Genomic DNA, 15599 nt, shown 5'->3' with positions numbered 1-15599 from the left:
GATCGCATGTCGCTTCTGAACACACCCCTGCACGAGCTGGACCCGGACGTCGCCGCCGCCGTCGACGCCGAGCTGGACCGCCAGCAGTCCACCCTCGAGATGATCGCCTCGGAGAACTTCGCCCCGGTCGCGGTCATGGAGGCCCAGGGCTCGGTCCTCACCAACAAGTACGCCGAGGGCTACCCCGGCCGCCGCTACTACGGCGGCTGCGAGCACGTCGATGTGATCGAGCAGATCGCCATCGACCGGGTCAAGGCGCTCTTCGGCGCCGAGCACGCCAACGTGCAGCCGCACTCGGGCGCCCAGGCCAACGCGGCCGCGATGTTCGCGCTGCTCAAGCCCGGCGACACCATCATGGGTCTGAACCTCGCCCACGGCGGCCACCTGACCCACGGCATGAAGATCAACTTCTCCGGCAAGCTCTACAACGTCGTGCCCTACCACGTCGGCGACGACGGCCAGGTCGACATGGCCGAGGTGGAGCGCCTGGCCAAGGAGACCAAGCCGAAGCTGATCGTGGCGGGCTGGTCGGCCTACCCGCGTCAGCTGGACTTCGCCGCGTTCCGCAAGGTCGCGGACGAGGTCGGCGCGTACCTGATGGTCGACATGGCGCACTTCGCCGGTCTGGTCGCGGCGGGCCTGCACCCGAACCCGGTCCCGCACGCGCACGTGGTGACGACGACGACCCACAAGACGCTGGGCGGCCCGCGCGGAGGTGTGATCCTCTCCACGGCCGAGCTGGCCAAGAAGATCAACTCCGCCGTCTTCCCCGGTCAGCAGGGTGGTCCGCTGGAGCACGTGGTGGCCGCCAAGGCCGTCGCCTTCAAGGTCGCCGCGAGCGAGGACTTCAAGGAGCGCCAGACCCGTACGCTGGAGGGTGCCCGCATCCTGGCCGAGCGCCTGGTGCGGGACGACGCGAAGGCGGCGGGCGTCTCCGTCCTGACCGGCGGCACGGACGTCCACCTGGTCCTGGTGGACCTGCGCGACTCCGAGCTGGACGGCCAGCAGGCCGAGGACCGGCTCCACGAGGTCGGCATCACGGTCAACCGCAACGCCGTCCCGAACGACCCGCGTCCGCCGATGGTGACCTCCGGTCTGCGCATCGGTACGCCGGCCCTGGCGACCCGCGGCTTCACCGCCGAGGACTTCGCCGAGGTCGCGGACGTGATCGCGGAGGCGCTGAAGCCGTCCTACGACGCGGAGGCCCTCAAGGCCCGGGTGAAGACCCTGGCCGACAAGCACCCGCTGTACCCGGGTCTGAACAAGTAGACACCACACCTCCGGGTGGGGCGCCGCGTCCGCCACAAGCGGCACGTCGCCCCACCCGGAGTGCCCCACCCTCTGCACCACCCCCGTTCTGAGGAGTCCCCGTGGCCATCTCGGTCTTCGACCTGTTCTCGATCGGCATCGGCCCGTCGAGCTCGCACACGGTCGGCCCGATGCGCGCGGCCCGCATGTTCGCCCGCCGCCTGCGCAACGAGGAGCTGCTGGACTCCGTCGCCTCGGTCCGCGCCGAGCTGTACGGCTCGCTCGGCGCCACCGGCCACGGCCACGGCACCCCCAAGGCGGTGCTGCTCGGTCTGGAGGGCGACTCGCCGCGCACGGTGGACGTGGAGAGCGCCGACGACCGCGTCGAGACGATCAAATCCTCCGGCCGGATCAGCCTCCTCGGCGAGCACGAGATCGCCTTCGCCTACGACGACGACATGGTCCTGCACCGCCGCAAGGCCCTCCCCTACCACGCCAACGGCATGACCCTGTGGGCGTACGACGCCGAGGGCGCCGAGGTGCTGACCAAGACCTACTACTCGGTCGGCGGCGGCTTCGTCGTCGACGAGGACGCGGTGGGCGCCGACCGCATAGTCCTGGACGACACCGTCCTGAAGTACCCCTTCCGCACCGGCGACGAGCTGCTGCGCCTGGCCCGGGAGACGGGCCTGTCCATCTCCGCCCTGATGCTGGAGAACGAGCGGGCCTGGCGCGACGAGGACGAGATCCGCGAGGGCCTGCTGGAGATCTGGCGCGTGATGCGGGCGTGCGTGGAGCGCGGCATGACCCGCGAGGGCATCCTGCCGGGCGGCCTGAAGGTCCGCCGCCGGGCCGCGAACACCGCGCGCAAGCTGCGCTCCGAGGGCGACCCGCAGGCCCTGGCCATGGAGTGGATCACGCTCTACGCGATGGCCGTGAACGAGGAGAACGCCGCCGGCGGCCGGGTCGTCACCGCCCCGACCAACGGCGCGGCCGGCATCATCCCCGCGGTCCTGCACTACTACATGAACTTCGTGCCCGGCGCCGACGAGGACGGCGTGGTCCGCTTCCTCCTCGCCGCCGGCGCCATCGGCATGCTCTTCAAGGAGAACGCCTCCATCTCCGGCGCCGAGGTCGGCTGCCAGGGCGAGGTCGGCTCCGCCTGCTCCATGGCGGCCGGCGCCCTCGCCGAGGTGCTCGGCGGCTCCCCGGAGCAGGTGGAGAACGCCGCCGAGATCGGCATGGAGCACAACCTCGGCCTCACCTGCGACCCGGTCGGCGGCCTGGTCCAGATCCCCTGCATCGAGCGCAACGGCATGGCCGCGGTCAAGGCGGTCACCGCGGCCCGGATGGCGATGCGCGGCGACGGCTCCCACAAGGTCTCCCTGGACAAGGTCATCAAGACCATGAAGGAAACCGGCGCCGACATGTCGGTCAAGTACAAGGAGACGGCGCGGGGCGGGCTCGCGGTGAACATCATCGAGTGCTGAGGCTCAATGGTGCGGGCGGAGGGCGTCCTTCATCTCCTTGAGCTTCGCGGCTGCCGCCTCGGTCCACTCCTGCGGCTGCCCGGCGACACGGAGGGCGTCCTCGACCTCGCCGAGCTTCACGGAGGAGAGCACGCCCGCCCGCTCGACCAGGTCGTCCCGGGACACGGTGGTCAGCCACGTGCAGGGGGTGAGGCCCGGGCGCGGGAACGCGAACCGCAGAACACCTTCGAAGGGCAGGCCTTCCGCGGCGCCCACGGGCACCTCCACGCCCAGGCCGCTGATGTCGACGCCCGCCGGAGCCACGACCTGCATCGCCCGGAGCCCGGACGCCTCGTCCCCCGGCAGCAGCACCACCGGCCGTCGCTCGTCGAACTCGACCCACCAGACTTCGCCGTGTCGCACATGTCCTCCTCGCACGCGCGGTGGCCGCGGGTCACAGCGTAGCCCGCGCCGGGTACCGGACTCGGTTCCGACGATGTCTCACATCATGAGACCCGTTTTCCGAAAAACAAGACGGCTGAGATCGTTGCGGCGTACATGTTTCGCACGTGAAAGATCTGGCCATGCCCGCACCAGCTTCCGCCCCGGCACCGCAGACTCCGGTCAATCCGCGGTCGCGGGTCCTCGTCGCCAGCCTCATGGGGACGACGATCGAGTTCTACGACTTCTACATCTACGCGACCGCCGCCGTCCTCGTCTTCCCGAAGCTCTTCTTCCCGAGCAGTGACCCCACCACGGCGCTGCTGTCGTCCTTCGCGGTCTTCGGCGCCGCGATGGTCGCGCGGCCGATCGGGGCCGTCTTCTTCGGGCACCTCGGCGACCGGCTCGGCCGCAAGAAGACGCTGGTCGTCTCGCTGCTCACGATGGGCATCGCCACCTTCCTCATCGGCGCCCTGCCGACCTACGCGCAGGCCGGCTGGGTCGCCACCGCACTGCTCGTGCTGATGCGGCTCGCCCAGGGATTCGCGCTCGGCGGCGAGTGGAGCGGGGCCGCGCTGGTCGCGACCGAGAACGCACCCCGCGGCAAGCGCGCCCTGTACGGGACCTTCCCCCAACTCGGCGCCCCGCTCGGCTTCATCATCGGCAACGGCCTGTTCCTGATCATCGGGGCGCTGCTGCCCTCGGGGAGCGGCGCCGACCCCACGCAGCCGTCCGAGGCCTTCGCGAGCTGGGGCTGGCGCATCCCGTTCCTCTTCTCCGCCGTGATGGTCGCGATCGGCCTGTGGGTGCGCTCGCGGCTCGTGGAGTCGGCGGTGTTCACCCGGACCCGCGAGGCCGGGAAGGTGCGGAAGCTTCCGCTGGCCACGGTGGTCCAGGGACACTGGAAGCAGCTGGTCCTGGGCACGTTCATCATGCTGGCGACCTACGTGCTCTTCTACCTCATGACCACGTTCTCGCTGAGCTACGGGCGCGCCGCGAAGGACGCCGACGTGCCGGGACTGGGGTACAGCTACACCACGTTCGTGCTGATGATGATCTTCGGGGTTCTGTTCTTCGCCGTGTTCACCCTGGTCTCCGGCCCGCTCGCCGACCGGTACGGACGCCGCGCCACCCTGGTCTGGATCACCGCCGCCATCGTGGTCTTCGGTCTGGTCTGGGTGCCGCTGATCGGCCTGGGCACGCTCGGCGTGGTGCTGTGGCTGGTGCTCGGCTTCACGCTGATGGGCATGACCTTCGGCCCGATGGGCGCGTTGCTGCCGGAGCTGTTCCCGACGAGCGTGCGCTACACCGGATCCGGCATCGCGTACAACGTCAGCTCGATCCTCGGCGCGGCCGTCGCCCCGTTCATCGCGGTGGCCCTGTGGGAGGCCGGTGACGGCTCGCCGCTGCTGGTCGGCGTGTACCTCTCCGCGATGGCCGTGCTGACGCTGGCCGCCCTCCTGCTCTCCAAGGAGACCAAGGACGTCTCCCTGGAGGAGCGGGGGCCGGCGCCCGCCGGTGAGGACCCCCGGACGGCCCCGGCGGCGTCGTCGTCCGCGTCCTGATCCGCCCAAGGTCCGTACCGCAGGGTCCGCACCGGATCGGCTCCGGCGGTTCAGATGCCGCAGTTGGGTGCCGACCAGTACGGCGACGGGTCGAAGGCCACGTGGGTGTGGTCGTTGTGGCCGGGGTAGCCCGGGCCGAGGATCTCCGAGAAGCCGTGGGTCCTGGCCTGCTGGGCGAGCCGGCAGAAGCTGGGCGAGCCGGTGAGGTCGGCGGCGTCGCCGTAGAGGTGGCGGCTGGTGGACGAGCCGCCCACCGCGCTGTTGCAGGCGCGGGAGCGGAAGCCGCTGGAGATGGTGATCGGCACGTCGCCGAGGGCGTGCCGCATGGCCTCCAGCTTCCACATGGTCTTCAGCGCGTTCGACTTGGCGGTGGCGGCGGAGACCGCGCCGCCCGACCAGTCCGAGTTGCACTTGTTGAGCTCCGCGTAGGTGAAGTGGACGGGCGTGCAGTCCGCGTCCTGGAGCGCGTAGATCTTACTGAAGGTCGCCGGGCCCGCGACGCCGTCCGCGCCCAGGCCGTAGGCGGCCTGGAACTTCTTGACGGCGGCGGCGGTCCTGGCGCCGTACTGGCCGTCGTAGGAGAGCCGTTCGCCGGAGGTGACCCAGCCGGCGACGCGGATCTGGAGCTGGGTCACGTCGCTGCCGGAGGATCCCTGGGAGAGGGTGCGGTTCCAGGTGTAGCAGGAGTCGGCGTGCGCGGCGCCGGCGGTGGCGCCCACGCCGACCACTGCGCCAGCCATGAGCATGACAAATGAGAGAAGGAGACGTGACACGCGTCTGAACATCCCGGCCTCCCGACCGTCGAGTCGTCCTTCGAACCGGAGCCCAGCGTGCGGCACCGCGCTACGCGCGTCAATGGCGCCCCGGCGAAGCGAAGTCGACGTTTCCGCTTCCGGCGGGGATCACCCGTGCCATGGTGGGGAATAACCAACTCCCGTCCCCCCACAGCCCCTCAGGGAGGCCCCATGCTGCGTGGCATCGACGTCAGCGCGTACCAGTCCTCCAGCTACGACACCGACGGCCTCTCCTTCGTCTTCGTGAAGGCGACGGAGGGCCGTTCGTACGTCAACCCCAAGCTCGCGGCCCAGACGGAGCGGGCCCGCGACGCCGGACTCGTCGTCGGCTTCTACCACTTCCTGTGGCCGGGCAACCTGGCCGCCCAGGCGGAGTACTTCGTCTCCAAGGCCCCGGACCGCAAGGGCGACGTCCTCGCCGTCGACTGGGAGACGAACGGCGAGGGCACCCATCCGAGCAACGCGGAGAAGGACAGCTTCATCCGGAGGCTGAAGACGCTGCGGCCGGACAACCGGGTCGTCCTCTACTGCAACCGGCATTTCTGGCTGAACATCGACACCACCTCGTACGCCGGTGACGGGCTCTGGATCGCCGACTACGTCTCGGCGGGCAAGCCGCGCATCCAGGCGAAGTGGCGCTTCCACCAGTACACCGACGACCCGGTCGACACCAACGTGGCGGACTTCGCGAGCAAGGCCGCGCTGAAGGAGTGGGCCCAGAGCGCCTGAGGCCGGAGCGCCCGAGGGCGGGTTCAGCCCCGGAAGGCCGCGGGCCGCTCCGGGGACGCCTCGGCCAGCGCCTTGGTGACGCCGTCGACACCCTCGCGAAGGCCGTAGACCGGGGTGTCCGGCTGCTGGCGCCAGGAGTCGTCGATGCCGCCGGCGTCGACGGTGTCGAAGCCCAGCTCGTCGATCAGGGCGCGGACCTTCGCCTTGGCCGCCTCGTCGTCGCCGGCCACCGGGAGCGCCAGGCGGTCGGGCGCGCCGGCCGGACGCGGGCGGTCGAGGATGTCCTGGGCGTAGGTGCCGTTGAAGGCCTTGATCACGGAGTGGCCGAGGTGGCGTTCGGTCCAGCGGCTCTCGGTGAGGCCCTCGTCCTCGATGCCCGCGATCCTGCCGTCCCGCTGCTGCGGGTAGTAGTTGCCGGTGTCGATGACCGCGACGCCCTCGGCCGCGCCGTCCAGGACGCCGGACGGCAGGTCCGGGATCCGCTTCAGCGGGATGGTGACGACCACGATCTCGGCGCCCCGCGCCGCCTCCTCCACCGGTACCGGGGTGGCGCCGGTCTCCTCGGCCAGTGCGCCGAGCGTGTGCGGGCCGCGCGAGTTGGCGACGGAGACGTCGTGTCCGAGCGCGGTGAGCCGCCGGGTGAGGTTGCCGCCGATGTTGCCCGCGCCGATGATGCCGATCTTCATGATGCTGACTCGCCTGGCCCTTCGGAGGTCGTGTGTTGCCGGTGAGCACCAGCAACCTCCGAGCCGGGCGGGCTATTCCGCCGTCGTCCGGCTTTCACTCTCCCGCCGCAGCGTGCCCGGACGGCGAAGGGGCGCCCGCCGGGTGACCGCCGGGCGCCCCTCACCGTGCCGTCACTTGTTCAGGTGGGCCCAGAACTCGTCGAACGACAGCTGCTTGTCGCCGTCGAGGTCGCGGCCGGCGATGATCGCCTCGGCCACCGACTCGGTGACGTTCCAGTCGCCGCCCTGGGCGAGCGCGGTCTTGAACTCGGCCGCGGTGATGAGGCCGTCACCGTCCGTGTCGATCCGCTCGAACTGCTTGCGTGCTTCCTCGATGTCGGCCACCGGTCCGCCCCTCGTTCCGTGCATTGGGTCCATCTGACGCAGGTCAGATTAACCGGCCGTCCGAGCGCCCAGCGCGGCGACCACCCACCTGAATGGGTCCTGGTGGGCGGAGGGCGGCTCCAGGCCGTTCACGATCGCCGGCAGTTCCCGGTGGCGGGCGAGCGGCACGTTGGTCGGCGCGCACGAGGGCACGTGGGAGTCTGTGCCTTCCAGTGGGTGGAGACTCGAGGAGCGCGGTGTGGCGGAGAGCCTGCGGGAGATTCTGGACGCGGCGGCGCGGGGCGTGTTCCCCGCGGCGGACGGCGGCACGAGCGTCGTGCCGCAGTTCGGCGGCCGGGACGCGGGGGTCATCGCCTTCACGGCGCACTCGGTCGTCTTCACCGACGACGCGGACGAGGGCTGGGTGCGCAAGACGCTGGCGTCACTGGGCTGCGACCCCCTGGCCGCGACGATGAACGCCCGGTTCCTGGCGGCCTTCGCGGAGCGCACGGGCCGGGTGACGGACACGATCGACGTGCTGCTGACCGGTGCGCCGCTGCCCGGGCGCCCGGAGGTGACGCTGGAGGAGGTCGCCGACCCCGGGCATCCCCGCGTGGTCGCGGCCCGGCGGCGGCGCGACGGGGTGCGGGTGTGGGCGGCGGACGGCGGGGTGCTGGTGCTGGGCCGCGGGGTGGCCGGACGGCTGGAGGTGGCCGTGGAGGTGGCGGAGGGTGCCCGGCACCGGGGGCTGGGGCGGCGGCTGGTGACGGCGGCGCGGCGGCTGGCCGGGGATGAGCCGGTGTGGGCTCAGGTGTCGGCGGGGAACGCCCGCAGTCTGCGGGCGTTCCAGGCGGCGGGTTACCGGCCGGTGGGCTCGGAGGCGCTGTTCCTGCGGGCCTGAGTCGCGGCCGTCCCCCGGGCGGCGCCGGTCAGTGCCAGGGCTGGTAGTGCGGGTTGCTCTCGCACTCGCTCATGATCTCGGTCTTGGTCTGCCGGTCGACCGGACAGACGCCGATGACGTACTTCCGCTGGATGCCGCCGGGGAAGGCGACCTCGACCTGGTCGGCCCACTTGTGGGTGTCGCCGATGGTCTTGTTGACGTCGATGCCGCCGGGGGCGTCGATGTAGTAGTTGTAGCCGGACTTGTACCAGGTCTTGTAGAGGTCGTGGTCGTAGCTGGTCGAGACGAACGGCGATGGCTGGTTGACCAGGACGTACTTCTCGACGTCGTACTGTCCGTTCTGGACGTCCTTGGCGTGGAAGCCCTCCTCGAAGACGACCTGCGGGCCGCGGCTGTCGCTGCGGTAGAGGGTGCCGCAGGTGGTGCGCCAGACCGGCTCGGGCGTGATGCGGTCGACGTCGACGCCGCGGTCGGCGGCGGCCTTGGTCTTGTCGTCGAACTGGGGGCAGGCCGGGGCGGCCTTGGCGGGCGCGGCCGACGGGGCCGGGGCGGCGCCGGGGGCGGTGGCGGCGGTGGTGGCGAGGACCGCGGAGAGCGACAGGACGGCGGCGGCGGTCCGTCGGCGCAGGCGAGTGGTGATCATGCGGATACGATCCCGGCTGCGGACTGATGCCTTCCGGATTCTCACCCGTAGGTGGCGTGTCCGGTGAACGGGGTTGCTTTCCCCGGCAGATGGGCTCTCAGCGGTCGGGCGCTCAGCGGTCCACGACCCGCATCTCGAACCACGTGGTCTTCCCGCGCGGCAGCAGATCGACGCCCCAGCGGTCGGAGAGCTTGTCGACGAGGAAGAGGCCGCGCCCGCTGATGTCCGTCTCCTGCACCGGCATCAGACAGGGCAACCCCCGGGAGGGGTCTCGGACCTCGACACGGATCCAGCCGGGGCGGCGCCGCATGTGGAGGCCGAAGACCCGGGCGCCGGTGTGGCGTACGGCGTTGCCGACCAGCTCGGAGACGAGCAGGACGGCGTCCTCCGTGACCTTGGGGCCGAGCTGCCACTGGCGCAGGGCGACGACCTGGGCCAGCCGGCGGGCGGCGGCGGCGGACTCGGGCCGGGAGGGTAACGGAACTTCGCGCTCCGTCGGGTTGCCGAACAGCTCCAGCGCCTTGAGCGCGCGCTCGTCCTCGACCGCCGGCGACCAGCGCGCCGCGGTCGCACGTCCGGCTCCCCGCGGCTGTTCCGTACCATCCAGCCCCGCCATGCCCCCATCATGGCCGCCCCCGGGGGCCTCCGGGGGCGTTCCCGGGGAATACGCCTCCGCGGGAGCCCGGTCGGACGGCGGTCGATCGGCATATGCCACAGGCAGTTCGGGGCCGGAAACAGCCCCGTTGACCTGCGCGAACGGCTCGGCCGGAGACAAGCGGCGGACTCCCTCGACAAGGCGCGCTTAATGGTGCGTTAAGGCTGCCATAAACCGCCCCATCGAGGGACCCGGATCAGACATCGCGTCAATTGCAAGGGGGACGACGCGACTTCGGATGAAACTTGTACTTCTTGCGGGGGGTTCAGAGGAACTTGGCCTTGCCGGGGCCCTCTTCCACGAAGCTGCGCATCCCGCGCTCGCGGTCCTCGGTGGCGAACAGGCCCGCGAACCAGTTGCGCTCGACGGCGAGGCCGGTCTCGATGTCCGTCTCGAGTCCCGTGTCGATCGCCTCCTTCGCCGCGCGCAGTGCGATGGCGGGGCCCTTGGCGAGCCGCGCGGCCCAGGCGTGCGCCTGTTCGTAGACCTCGGCGGCCGGGACCACCCGGTCCACCAGGCCGAGCGCCAGCGCCTCGTCGGCCTTCACCTGACGGCCGGTGAAGATCAGGTCCTTGGCCTTGGAGGGGCCGATCAGCCGGGACAGCCGCTGGGTGCCGCCCGCGCCGGGGATCAGGCCGAGCAGGATCTCGGGCTGGCCCAGCTTGGCGTTCTCCCCCGCGATGCGGAAGTCGGCGCACAGGGCGAGTTCGCAGCCGCCGCCCAGCGCGTAGCCGGTCACCGCCGCGACCACCGGCTTGGGGATGCGGGCCACCGCCGTGAAGGAGTCCTGGAGGGCACGGGACCGCGCGATCATCGCCGCGTGGTCCATCACCTGCATCTCCTTGATGTCCGCGCCCGCCGCGAACACCTTCTCGCCGCCGTGGATCACCACGGCGCGCACGTCCTCGCGCCGGGTGATCTCCTCGGCCAGCTCCTTCAACCGGTCCTGGGTGGCGACGTCCAGCGCGTTCATCGGCGGACGGTCCAGGCGCAGCGTTCCGACGCCTTCGGCGACTTCGAGATGTACGGTCATGCTCCGCAGGTTAGCGGGCGTTCACTCGCCGCGGCAGCCGCCCCTCAGGCCTTCCACTTCTCCCAGGACATGTTCCAGCCGTTGAGGCCGTTGTCGGGGGCGATGGTGGCGTCCTCGGAGTTCTTGACCACGACCACGTCGCCGATGATCGAGTTCTCGAAGAACCAGCGGGCCGGCGCCCCCTTGTCCCAGCCGCCGCGTACGTCGCGCAGGCCGATGCAGCCGTGGCTGGAGTTGCGGTTGCCGAAGGCGTCGCCGCCCCAGTAGTTGCCGTGGATGAAGGTGCCGGAGGTGGACAGGCGCATGGCGTGCGGCACGTCCTTGATGTCGTACTCGCCGCCGTAGCCGACGGTCTCGCCGTTCATGCGGGTCACCGCGAGCCGCTCGGTGATGACCATCTGGCCGTTCCAGGTCTCGTAGCCGGGCGCGCCGGTGGTGACGGGGATGGTCTTGACGGTCTTGCCGTCCCGCACGACCTGCATCGTGTGCTTCTTGGCGTCCACGACGGAGACCTGGCTGCGGCCGACGGTGAAGGAGACGGTCTTGGCCTGCTCGCCGTAGACGTCCTCGCGGCCCTCGACTCCGTCGAGGTTGAGGTCGACGGTGACCTTGGTGCCGGCCTTCCAGTACTTCTCGGGCCGGAAGTCGAGGCGGTCGTTGCCGAACCAGTGGCCCTCGACCTCGACGGCCGGCTCGGTCTTGACGGTGATGGCCTTCTCGACGTCCTCCGGGTTGGTGATGCCCCGGGTGAAGCGGATCGAGAACGGCATGCCGACGCCGACCTTCGAGCCGTCCTCGGGCGTGAAGGTGCCGATGAAGGTGTTCTTCGGCGTCAGGGTGGTGAAGCGGGAGTCCTCGGCGGCGGTGCGGCCCTCGGAGTCCTTGGCGACCGCGTGCACGCTGTACGTGGTGGCGGCGGCCAGGTGGGTGGACGGCGTCCAGGTGGCGCCGTCCCCGGTTATCTTCCCGTCGACCTTCGTGCCCTTGCCGTCCTTGACGACGACCTCGGTGAGCCTGCCCTTCGCGGCGCCGACCTTCAGGGCGCCGCTGGTGTCGACGGCCTTGGCCCCGTTGGCGGGAGCGATGGTGACGACGGCCTCGGACTGCTCGCTCTGTGCCGCGGTGGCGTCCTTGGCCTTCTCCCCCTTGCCGTCCCCGGCCCCCGAACCCGAGCCGCTGCCACCGCACGCGGTGACGGTCAGCATCAGCAGCCCGAGTACCGCCCCCGCTATCGGACGCACGTTCACCCTTGTCTCCCCTCGCCGGGCCCGGTCCGGCCCGCACCCCTGTGCGCCGGCGCGCACCGGCGCATCGTAACCGCAGGCCAGGGGGTTGCGGGACAGGTGAATTGTCACCGTTCCGTACCGAGTTGGCGGGAGGGTGCCGCGTGGCGCGGCCGGTGTCACTTCACCGCGCTGCCCGCCTTCCATTCCTTCCACTTCATGTTCCAGCCACCCAGGCCGTTGTCGGGGGCCACGGTCTTGTCCTTGCTGTGGACCACCTCGACGACGTCGCCGACGAGGCTGCGGTCGAAGAACCAGCCGGCCGGGGTGTCGGAACCGCCGCCCTTGTCGTCGCGCAGTCCGACGCAGCCGTGGCTGACGTTGGCCCGGCCGAAGGTGTCGGCGGGCGCCCAGTAGTTTCCGTGCAGGAAGGTGCCCGAGCTGGTCAGGCGGATGGCGTGCGGGACGTCGGGGATGTCGTACTCGCCGCCGAAGCCGACCGTGCGGCTGTTCATGCGGGTGACCTCGAGCATCTCGGTGATCACCATCCGGCCGTTGTAGGTGGGCGTCGTCGGAGCCCCCGCGGTGATCGGCACGGTGGCCAGCAGGGTGCCGTCGCGGCGCACCTCCATGGTCCGCTCGACGGCGTCTACGCGGGAGACCTGGCTGCGGCCGACGGTGAAGGAGACCTTCTTGTGCTGGAGCCCGTAGACCCCCTTGGCGCCCTCGACGTCCCGCAGGGCGAGGTCGACGGTGACCTCGGTGCCGGGCTTCCAGTACTCCTTGGGGCGGAAGTCGAGGCGGTCCTTGCCGAACCAGTGGGGGCGGATCTCGGTGGCGGGCTCCGCGGTGACCGTGACGGCGCGTTCGACGGCGGCGCGGTCGGTGATCTCGCGGTTGAACTCCAGCGAGACGATCATGCCGGTGCCGACGACCGAGCGGTTCTCGGGAGCGACGTAGGCGATGAAGCGTTCCTCGGGGACCTTGGTGGTGAACGTGGTGTGCCGGGCCGAGCGGTGTCCGCCGCCGTCCAGGGCGACGGCGTCGACCGTGTACTTGGCGGCGAGGGCGAGCCGGTCGTCGTCGGGCCGCCAGCTCAGGCCGTCCCCGGAGATCCGGCCGGGCACCGGGGTCTCCTGCGCGTCCTGGGACCGGACGACCTTCACCGACTCCAGGCGCCCGTCGGGCACCCGCACCGACAGCTTCTTCTCCGGCGCGACGGCCTTGCTCCCGTCGTCCGGGGTGACGCGGATGACGTCCTCGGCGGCGGGTTGCTTGCCGAACATCTCACCGATGCCCGAGCCGATGCCGGAACCGACGCCACCGCCGTCCGAGGTGCATCCGGCGGCCCCGGCCAGCAGTCCTGCCCATGTCAGTAGGGCGGCCACAGCGGCGCCCGCGCGCCGTGCGCGCTCGTGTACGTGCCTCACATCCACCCGTAACGACCGGTCGGCCCTGGGGAAACGTGAGTGCGAGCCACCCGGTGGGCAGAACTGTGGGGAGGACGACGCGACGGGGAGCAGCGGCCGGGACGCCGCGCGCCCTCCTGCCGGACGTCGTTCCACGAGCCGTGGGAGGCTGACAGGTGTCCAGCGCAGCCGAGCGGGAGGCGGTGCCCGGGGAGCGGGCCGCCGCGGACGGGCGCCCCGCCGTCGTGGTCAATGGCGCGCGGCGCGCCGCTCCGCCGCCCGCCGTGCCGGCCCGGCCGGGCACCCCGGTGCCGCTGGGCGCCCGTTTCCGGACCGGCCCGGACCAGGTGGCGGGGACCAACTTCGCCCTGTGGGCGGGCGGGGCGGAGGCGGTGGAGCTGTGCCTGTTCGACGGGCCGGGTCCCGGTGCGCGGGAGAGCCGGGTGCGGCTGACCGAGCTGACGCACGAGATCTGGCACGGCTTCGTGCCGGGCGTCCGGCCCGGGCAGCGCTACGGCTACCGGGTGCACGGCCGCTGGGACCCGTGGACCGGCGCCCGCTGGAACCCGGCGAAGCTGCTTCTCGACCCGTACGCCCGTGCCGTGGACGGCGACTTCGGCCTGCCGCCAGAGGTGTACGGTCACGTGCGGGACTGGCCGGAGCAGCGGGTCGCGGACACCGTGCGCGACGACCGTGACTCGGCGCCGCACGTCCCGAAGGGCGTCGTGGTCCATGACGACGACGACTGGTCGGACGACCGGCGGCCCAAGACGCCGTGGGCGGACTCGGTCATCTACGAGCTGCACGTGCGCGGCTTCACCAAGCTCCACCCGGACATCCCGCCCGAGCTGCGCGGCACCTACGCGGGCCTCGCCCACCCGGCGGCGATCGCGCACCTGACGCGGCTGGGCGTGACGGCGGTGGAGCTGCTGCCGGTGCACCAGTTCGCGCACGAGAGCCATCTGCTGGAGCGCGGTCTGCGCAACTACTGGGGCTACAACTCGGTCGGCTACTTCGCCCCGCACGCCGCCTACGCCGCCTCCGGCACCACCGGTCAGCAGGTCGGCGAGTTCAAGCGGATGGTGCGCGCGCTGCACGCGGCCGGCATCGAGGTGATCCTCGACGTGGTCTACAACCACACGGCGGAGGCGGGCGAGCTGGGCCCGACGCTCTCCCTGAAGGGCATCGACAACCGCGGCTACTACCGCCTCCAGCACGACGCCCGCCGGTACGCCGATTACACGGGCTGCGGCAACACCCTGCACGTGGTCCAGCCGCACGTGCTGCGCCTGATCACCGACTCGCTGCGGTACTGGGTCACCGAGATGGGCGTGGACGGCTTCCGCTTCGACCTGGCGGCGGCGCTGGCCCGCTCGATGCACGACGTCGACATGCTCTCGCCGTTCCTCGCGGTGATCGCGCAGGATCCGGTGCTGCGCCGGGTGAAGCTGATCGCCGAGCCGTGGGACGTGGGCTCGGGCGGCTACCAGGTGGGCGCGTTCCCGCCGCTGTGGACGGAGTGGAACGACCGCTACCGGAACGCGGTCCGGGACTTCTGGCGGCACGCGCTGCCGGACGTGCGGGAGATGGGCTACCGCCTGTCGGGCTCCAGCGACCTGTACGCGTGGGGCGGGCGGCGGCCGTACGCCTCGGTCAACTTCGTCACCGCGCACGACGGTTTCACGCTCCGCGACCTCGTGTCGTACGAGCGCAAGCACAACGAGGCCAACGGCGAGGGCAACCGGGACGGCACGGACGACAACCGGTCCTGGAACTGCGGCACGGAGGGCGAGACGGACGACGCGGAGGTACGCGCGCTGCGGCGCCGCCAGCTCCGCAACCTGCTGACCACGCTGCTGCTGTCGACCGGGGTGCCGATGCTGGTCGCGGGCGACGAGATGGGCCGCACCCAGCGCGGCAGCAACAACGCCTACTGCCAGGACAACGAGACCGGCTGGGTGGACTGGAGCCTGCGGGACGACCCGGAGTGGGCCCCCCTGTTCGCGCTGGCCTCCCGGCTGATCGCCCTGCGCCACCGGCACCCGGTGCTGCGCCGCCGGGCCTTCTTCTCCGGCCGCGCGCACTCCGCGGACGGCCTGCGCGACCTGGCCTGGTTCACCGCGGGCGGCACCGAGATGACGGAGCGGGACTGGTACGCCCCCGCCGCCACCCTCGGCATGTACCTGTCCGGGCGGGACATCCCGGGCCGCGACGAGCACGGCGACCAGGTCGTGGACGACAGCTTCCTGGCCGTCCTGCACGCGGGCGGGGAGCCGGCCGGCTTCGTCCTGCCGGGCGCCCCGTGGGCGGAGCGGTACGAGGTGGTCGTCGACACCGGGCGGGAGGAGCAGGGCGAGGCACCGGACACGGTGTACCCCGCGGGAACGGAGATCACGGTCCCGGCGCGGACGGTGCTGCTGCTGAGGGCGGGGTGAGGCGG

Annotated in this window: 14 protein-coding genes and 1 pseudogene; 6 read left to right on the top strand and 9 right to left on the bottom strand. The window is 71.4% G+C overall.

The window, feature by feature from the left end; all coding sequences use genetic code 11:
* Positions 1–6 precede the first annotated feature (6 nt).
* Both glyA and ACFYZ3_RS36575 read left to right on the top strand, forming a co-directional pair.
* Entirely contained in the window at positions 7–1269 is a 1263-nt protein-coding gene (gene glyA, locus ACFYZ3_RS36580) for a serine hydroxymethyltransferase (protein ID WP_388527217.1), read from the top strand.
* 101 nt (positions 1270–1370) lie between these two features.
* Entirely contained in the window at positions 1371–2738 is a 1368-nt protein-coding gene (locus tag ACFYZ3_RS36575) for an L-serine ammonia-lyase (protein WP_388527214.1), read from the top strand.
* 3 nt (positions 2739–2741) lie between these two features.
* On the opposite strand, the gene ACFYZ3_RS36570 is transcribed toward ACFYZ3_RS36575, so the two are convergent.
* Positions 2742–3140, bottom strand: a complete 399-nt coding sequence (locus ACFYZ3_RS36570) for a type II toxin-antitoxin system PemK/MazF family toxin (RefSeq protein ID WP_388527211.1) — start codon at positions 3138–3140, stop codon at positions 2742–2744.
* 161 nt (positions 3141–3301) lie between these two features.
* Here ACFYZ3_RS36570 and ACFYZ3_RS36565 point away from each other — a divergent pair, with 161 nt between their 5' ends.
* Positions 3302–4723, top strand: a complete 1422-nt coding sequence (locus ACFYZ3_RS36565; RefSeq protein ID WP_388527208.1) for an MFS transporter — start codon at positions 3302–3304, stop codon at positions 4721–4723.
* Between the two features lie 50 nt (positions 4724–4773).
* On the opposite strand, the gene ACFYZ3_RS36560 is transcribed toward ACFYZ3_RS36565, so the two are convergent.
* Complete coding sequence (locus tag ACFYZ3_RS36560) at positions 4774–5508, bottom strand: D-Ala-D-Ala carboxypeptidase family metallohydrolase (protein WP_016327308.1); 735 nt, start codon at positions 5506–5508, stop codon at positions 4774–4776.
* 180 nt (positions 5509–5688) lie between these two features.
* Here ACFYZ3_RS36560 and ACFYZ3_RS36555 point away from each other — a divergent pair, with 180 nt between their 5' ends.
* Positions 5689–6246: a glycoside hydrolase family 25 protein gene (locus ACFYZ3_RS36555; protein ID WP_388527204.1), complete on the top strand. Its 558-nt coding sequence runs from the start codon at positions 5689–5691 to the stop codon at positions 6244–6246.
* Between the two features lie 23 nt (positions 6247–6269).
* On the opposite strand, the pseudogene ACFYZ3_RS36550 reads toward ACFYZ3_RS36555, so the two are convergent.
* Both ACFYZ3_RS36550 and ACFYZ3_RS36545 read right to left on the bottom strand, forming a co-directional pair.
* Positions 6270–6953, bottom strand: a pseudogene (locus ACFYZ3_RS36550) (NADPH-dependent F420 reductase); the annotation flags it as partial.
* 150 nt (positions 6954–7103) lie between these two features.
* Positions 7104–7316 carry an EF-hand domain-containing protein gene (locus tag ACFYZ3_RS36545; protein WP_003973534.1) on the bottom strand — a complete coding sequence of 71 codons (213 nt, stop codon included), beginning with the start codon at positions 7314–7316 and terminating at the stop codon, positions 7104–7106.
* Between the two features lie 238 nt (positions 7317–7554).
* Here ACFYZ3_RS36545 and ACFYZ3_RS36540 point away from each other — a divergent pair, with 238 nt between their 5' ends.
* Positions 7555–8196: a GNAT family N-acetyltransferase gene (locus ACFYZ3_RS36540; protein ID WP_388527201.1), complete on the top strand. Its 642-nt coding sequence runs from the start codon at positions 7555–7557 to the stop codon at positions 8194–8196.
* Positions 8197–8224: 28 nt separating this feature from the next.
* On the opposite strand, the gene ACFYZ3_RS36535 is transcribed toward ACFYZ3_RS36540, so the two are convergent.
* From ACFYZ3_RS36535 to ACFYZ3_RS36515, 5 genes are all read right to left on the bottom strand, one after another.
* The gene (locus tag ACFYZ3_RS36535; protein ID WP_388527198.1) at positions 8225–8839 is read right to left on the bottom strand and encodes an ADP-ribosyltransferase; all 615 of its coding nucleotides are present in this window, start codon (positions 8837–8839) and stop codon (positions 8225–8227) included.
* A gap of 112 nt (positions 8840–8951) precedes the next feature.
* Positions 8952–9455 carry an ATP-binding protein gene (locus tag ACFYZ3_RS36530; protein WP_388527195.1) on the bottom strand — a complete coding sequence of 168 codons (504 nt, stop codon included), beginning with the start codon at positions 9453–9455 and terminating at the stop codon, positions 8952–8954.
* Between the two features lie 304 nt (positions 9456–9759).
* Positions 9760–10527 carry an enoyl-CoA hydratase-related protein gene (locus tag ACFYZ3_RS36525; RefSeq protein ID WP_361011194.1) on the bottom strand — a complete coding sequence of 256 codons (768 nt, stop codon included), beginning with the start codon at positions 10525–10527 and terminating at the stop codon, positions 9760–9762.
* Between the two features lie 44 nt (positions 10528–10571).
* Complete coding sequence (locus ACFYZ3_RS36520) at positions 10572–11774, bottom strand: Ig-like domain-containing protein (protein WP_388527192.1); 1203 nt, start codon at positions 11772–11774, stop codon at positions 10572–10574.
* A gap of 155 nt (positions 11775–11929) precedes the next feature.
* A complete protein-coding gene (locus ACFYZ3_RS36515; protein ID WP_388527190.1) occupies positions 11930–13180 on the bottom strand; it encodes an Ig-like domain-containing protein in 1251 nt (416 codons plus the stop codon).
* A gap of 155 nt (positions 13181–13335) precedes the next feature.
* Between ACFYZ3_RS36515 and glgX the strand changes: the two genes are divergently transcribed.
* Positions 13336–15594, top strand: a complete 2259-nt coding sequence (glgX, locus tag ACFYZ3_RS36510; protein ID WP_388527187.1) for a glycogen debranching protein GlgX — start codon at positions 13336–13338, stop codon at positions 15592–15594.
* Positions 15595–15599 lie beyond the last annotated feature (5 nt).

Source organism: Streptomyces sp. NPDC001599 (assembly GCF_042893535.1).
Taxonomy (GTDB): Bacteria; Actinomycetota; Actinomycetes; order Streptomycetales; family Streptomycetaceae; genus Streptomyces.
Note: the sequence above shows the minus strand (reverse complement) of the source record. Positions and strands in the feature narration are given on the sequence as shown.

What these genes read in the sequence shown, in the direction of transcription:
- ACFYZ3_RS36535 (WP_388527198.1), bottom strand. Translation starts at nt 8,839, where the DNA reads ATGATCACCACTCGCCTGCGCCGACGGACCGCCGCCGCCGTCCTGTCG.
- glyA (WP_388527217.1), top strand. Translation starts at nt 7, where the DNA reads ATGTCGCTTCTGAACACACCCCTGCACGAGCTGGACCCGGACGTCGCC.
- ACFYZ3_RS36560 (WP_016327308.1), bottom strand. Translation starts at nt 5,508, where the DNA reads ATGTTCAGACGCGTGTCACGTCTCCTTCTCTCATTTGTCATGCTCATG.
- ACFYZ3_RS36565 (WP_388527208.1), top strand. Translation starts at nt 3,302, where the DNA reads ATGCCCGCACCAGCTTCCGCCCCGGCACCGCAGACTCCGGTCAATCCG.
- ACFYZ3_RS36530 (WP_388527195.1), bottom strand. Translation starts at nt 9,455, where the DNA reads ATGGCGGGGCTGGATGGTACGGAACAGCCGCGGGGAGCCGGACGTGCG.
- ACFYZ3_RS36525 (WP_361011194.1), bottom strand. Translation starts at nt 10,527, where the DNA reads ATGACCGTACATCTCGAAGTCGCCGAAGGCGTCGGAACGCTGCGCCTG.
- ACFYZ3_RS36555 (WP_388527204.1), top strand. Translation starts at nt 5,689, where the DNA reads ATGCTGCGTGGCATCGACGTCAGCGCGTACCAGTCCTCCAGCTACGAC.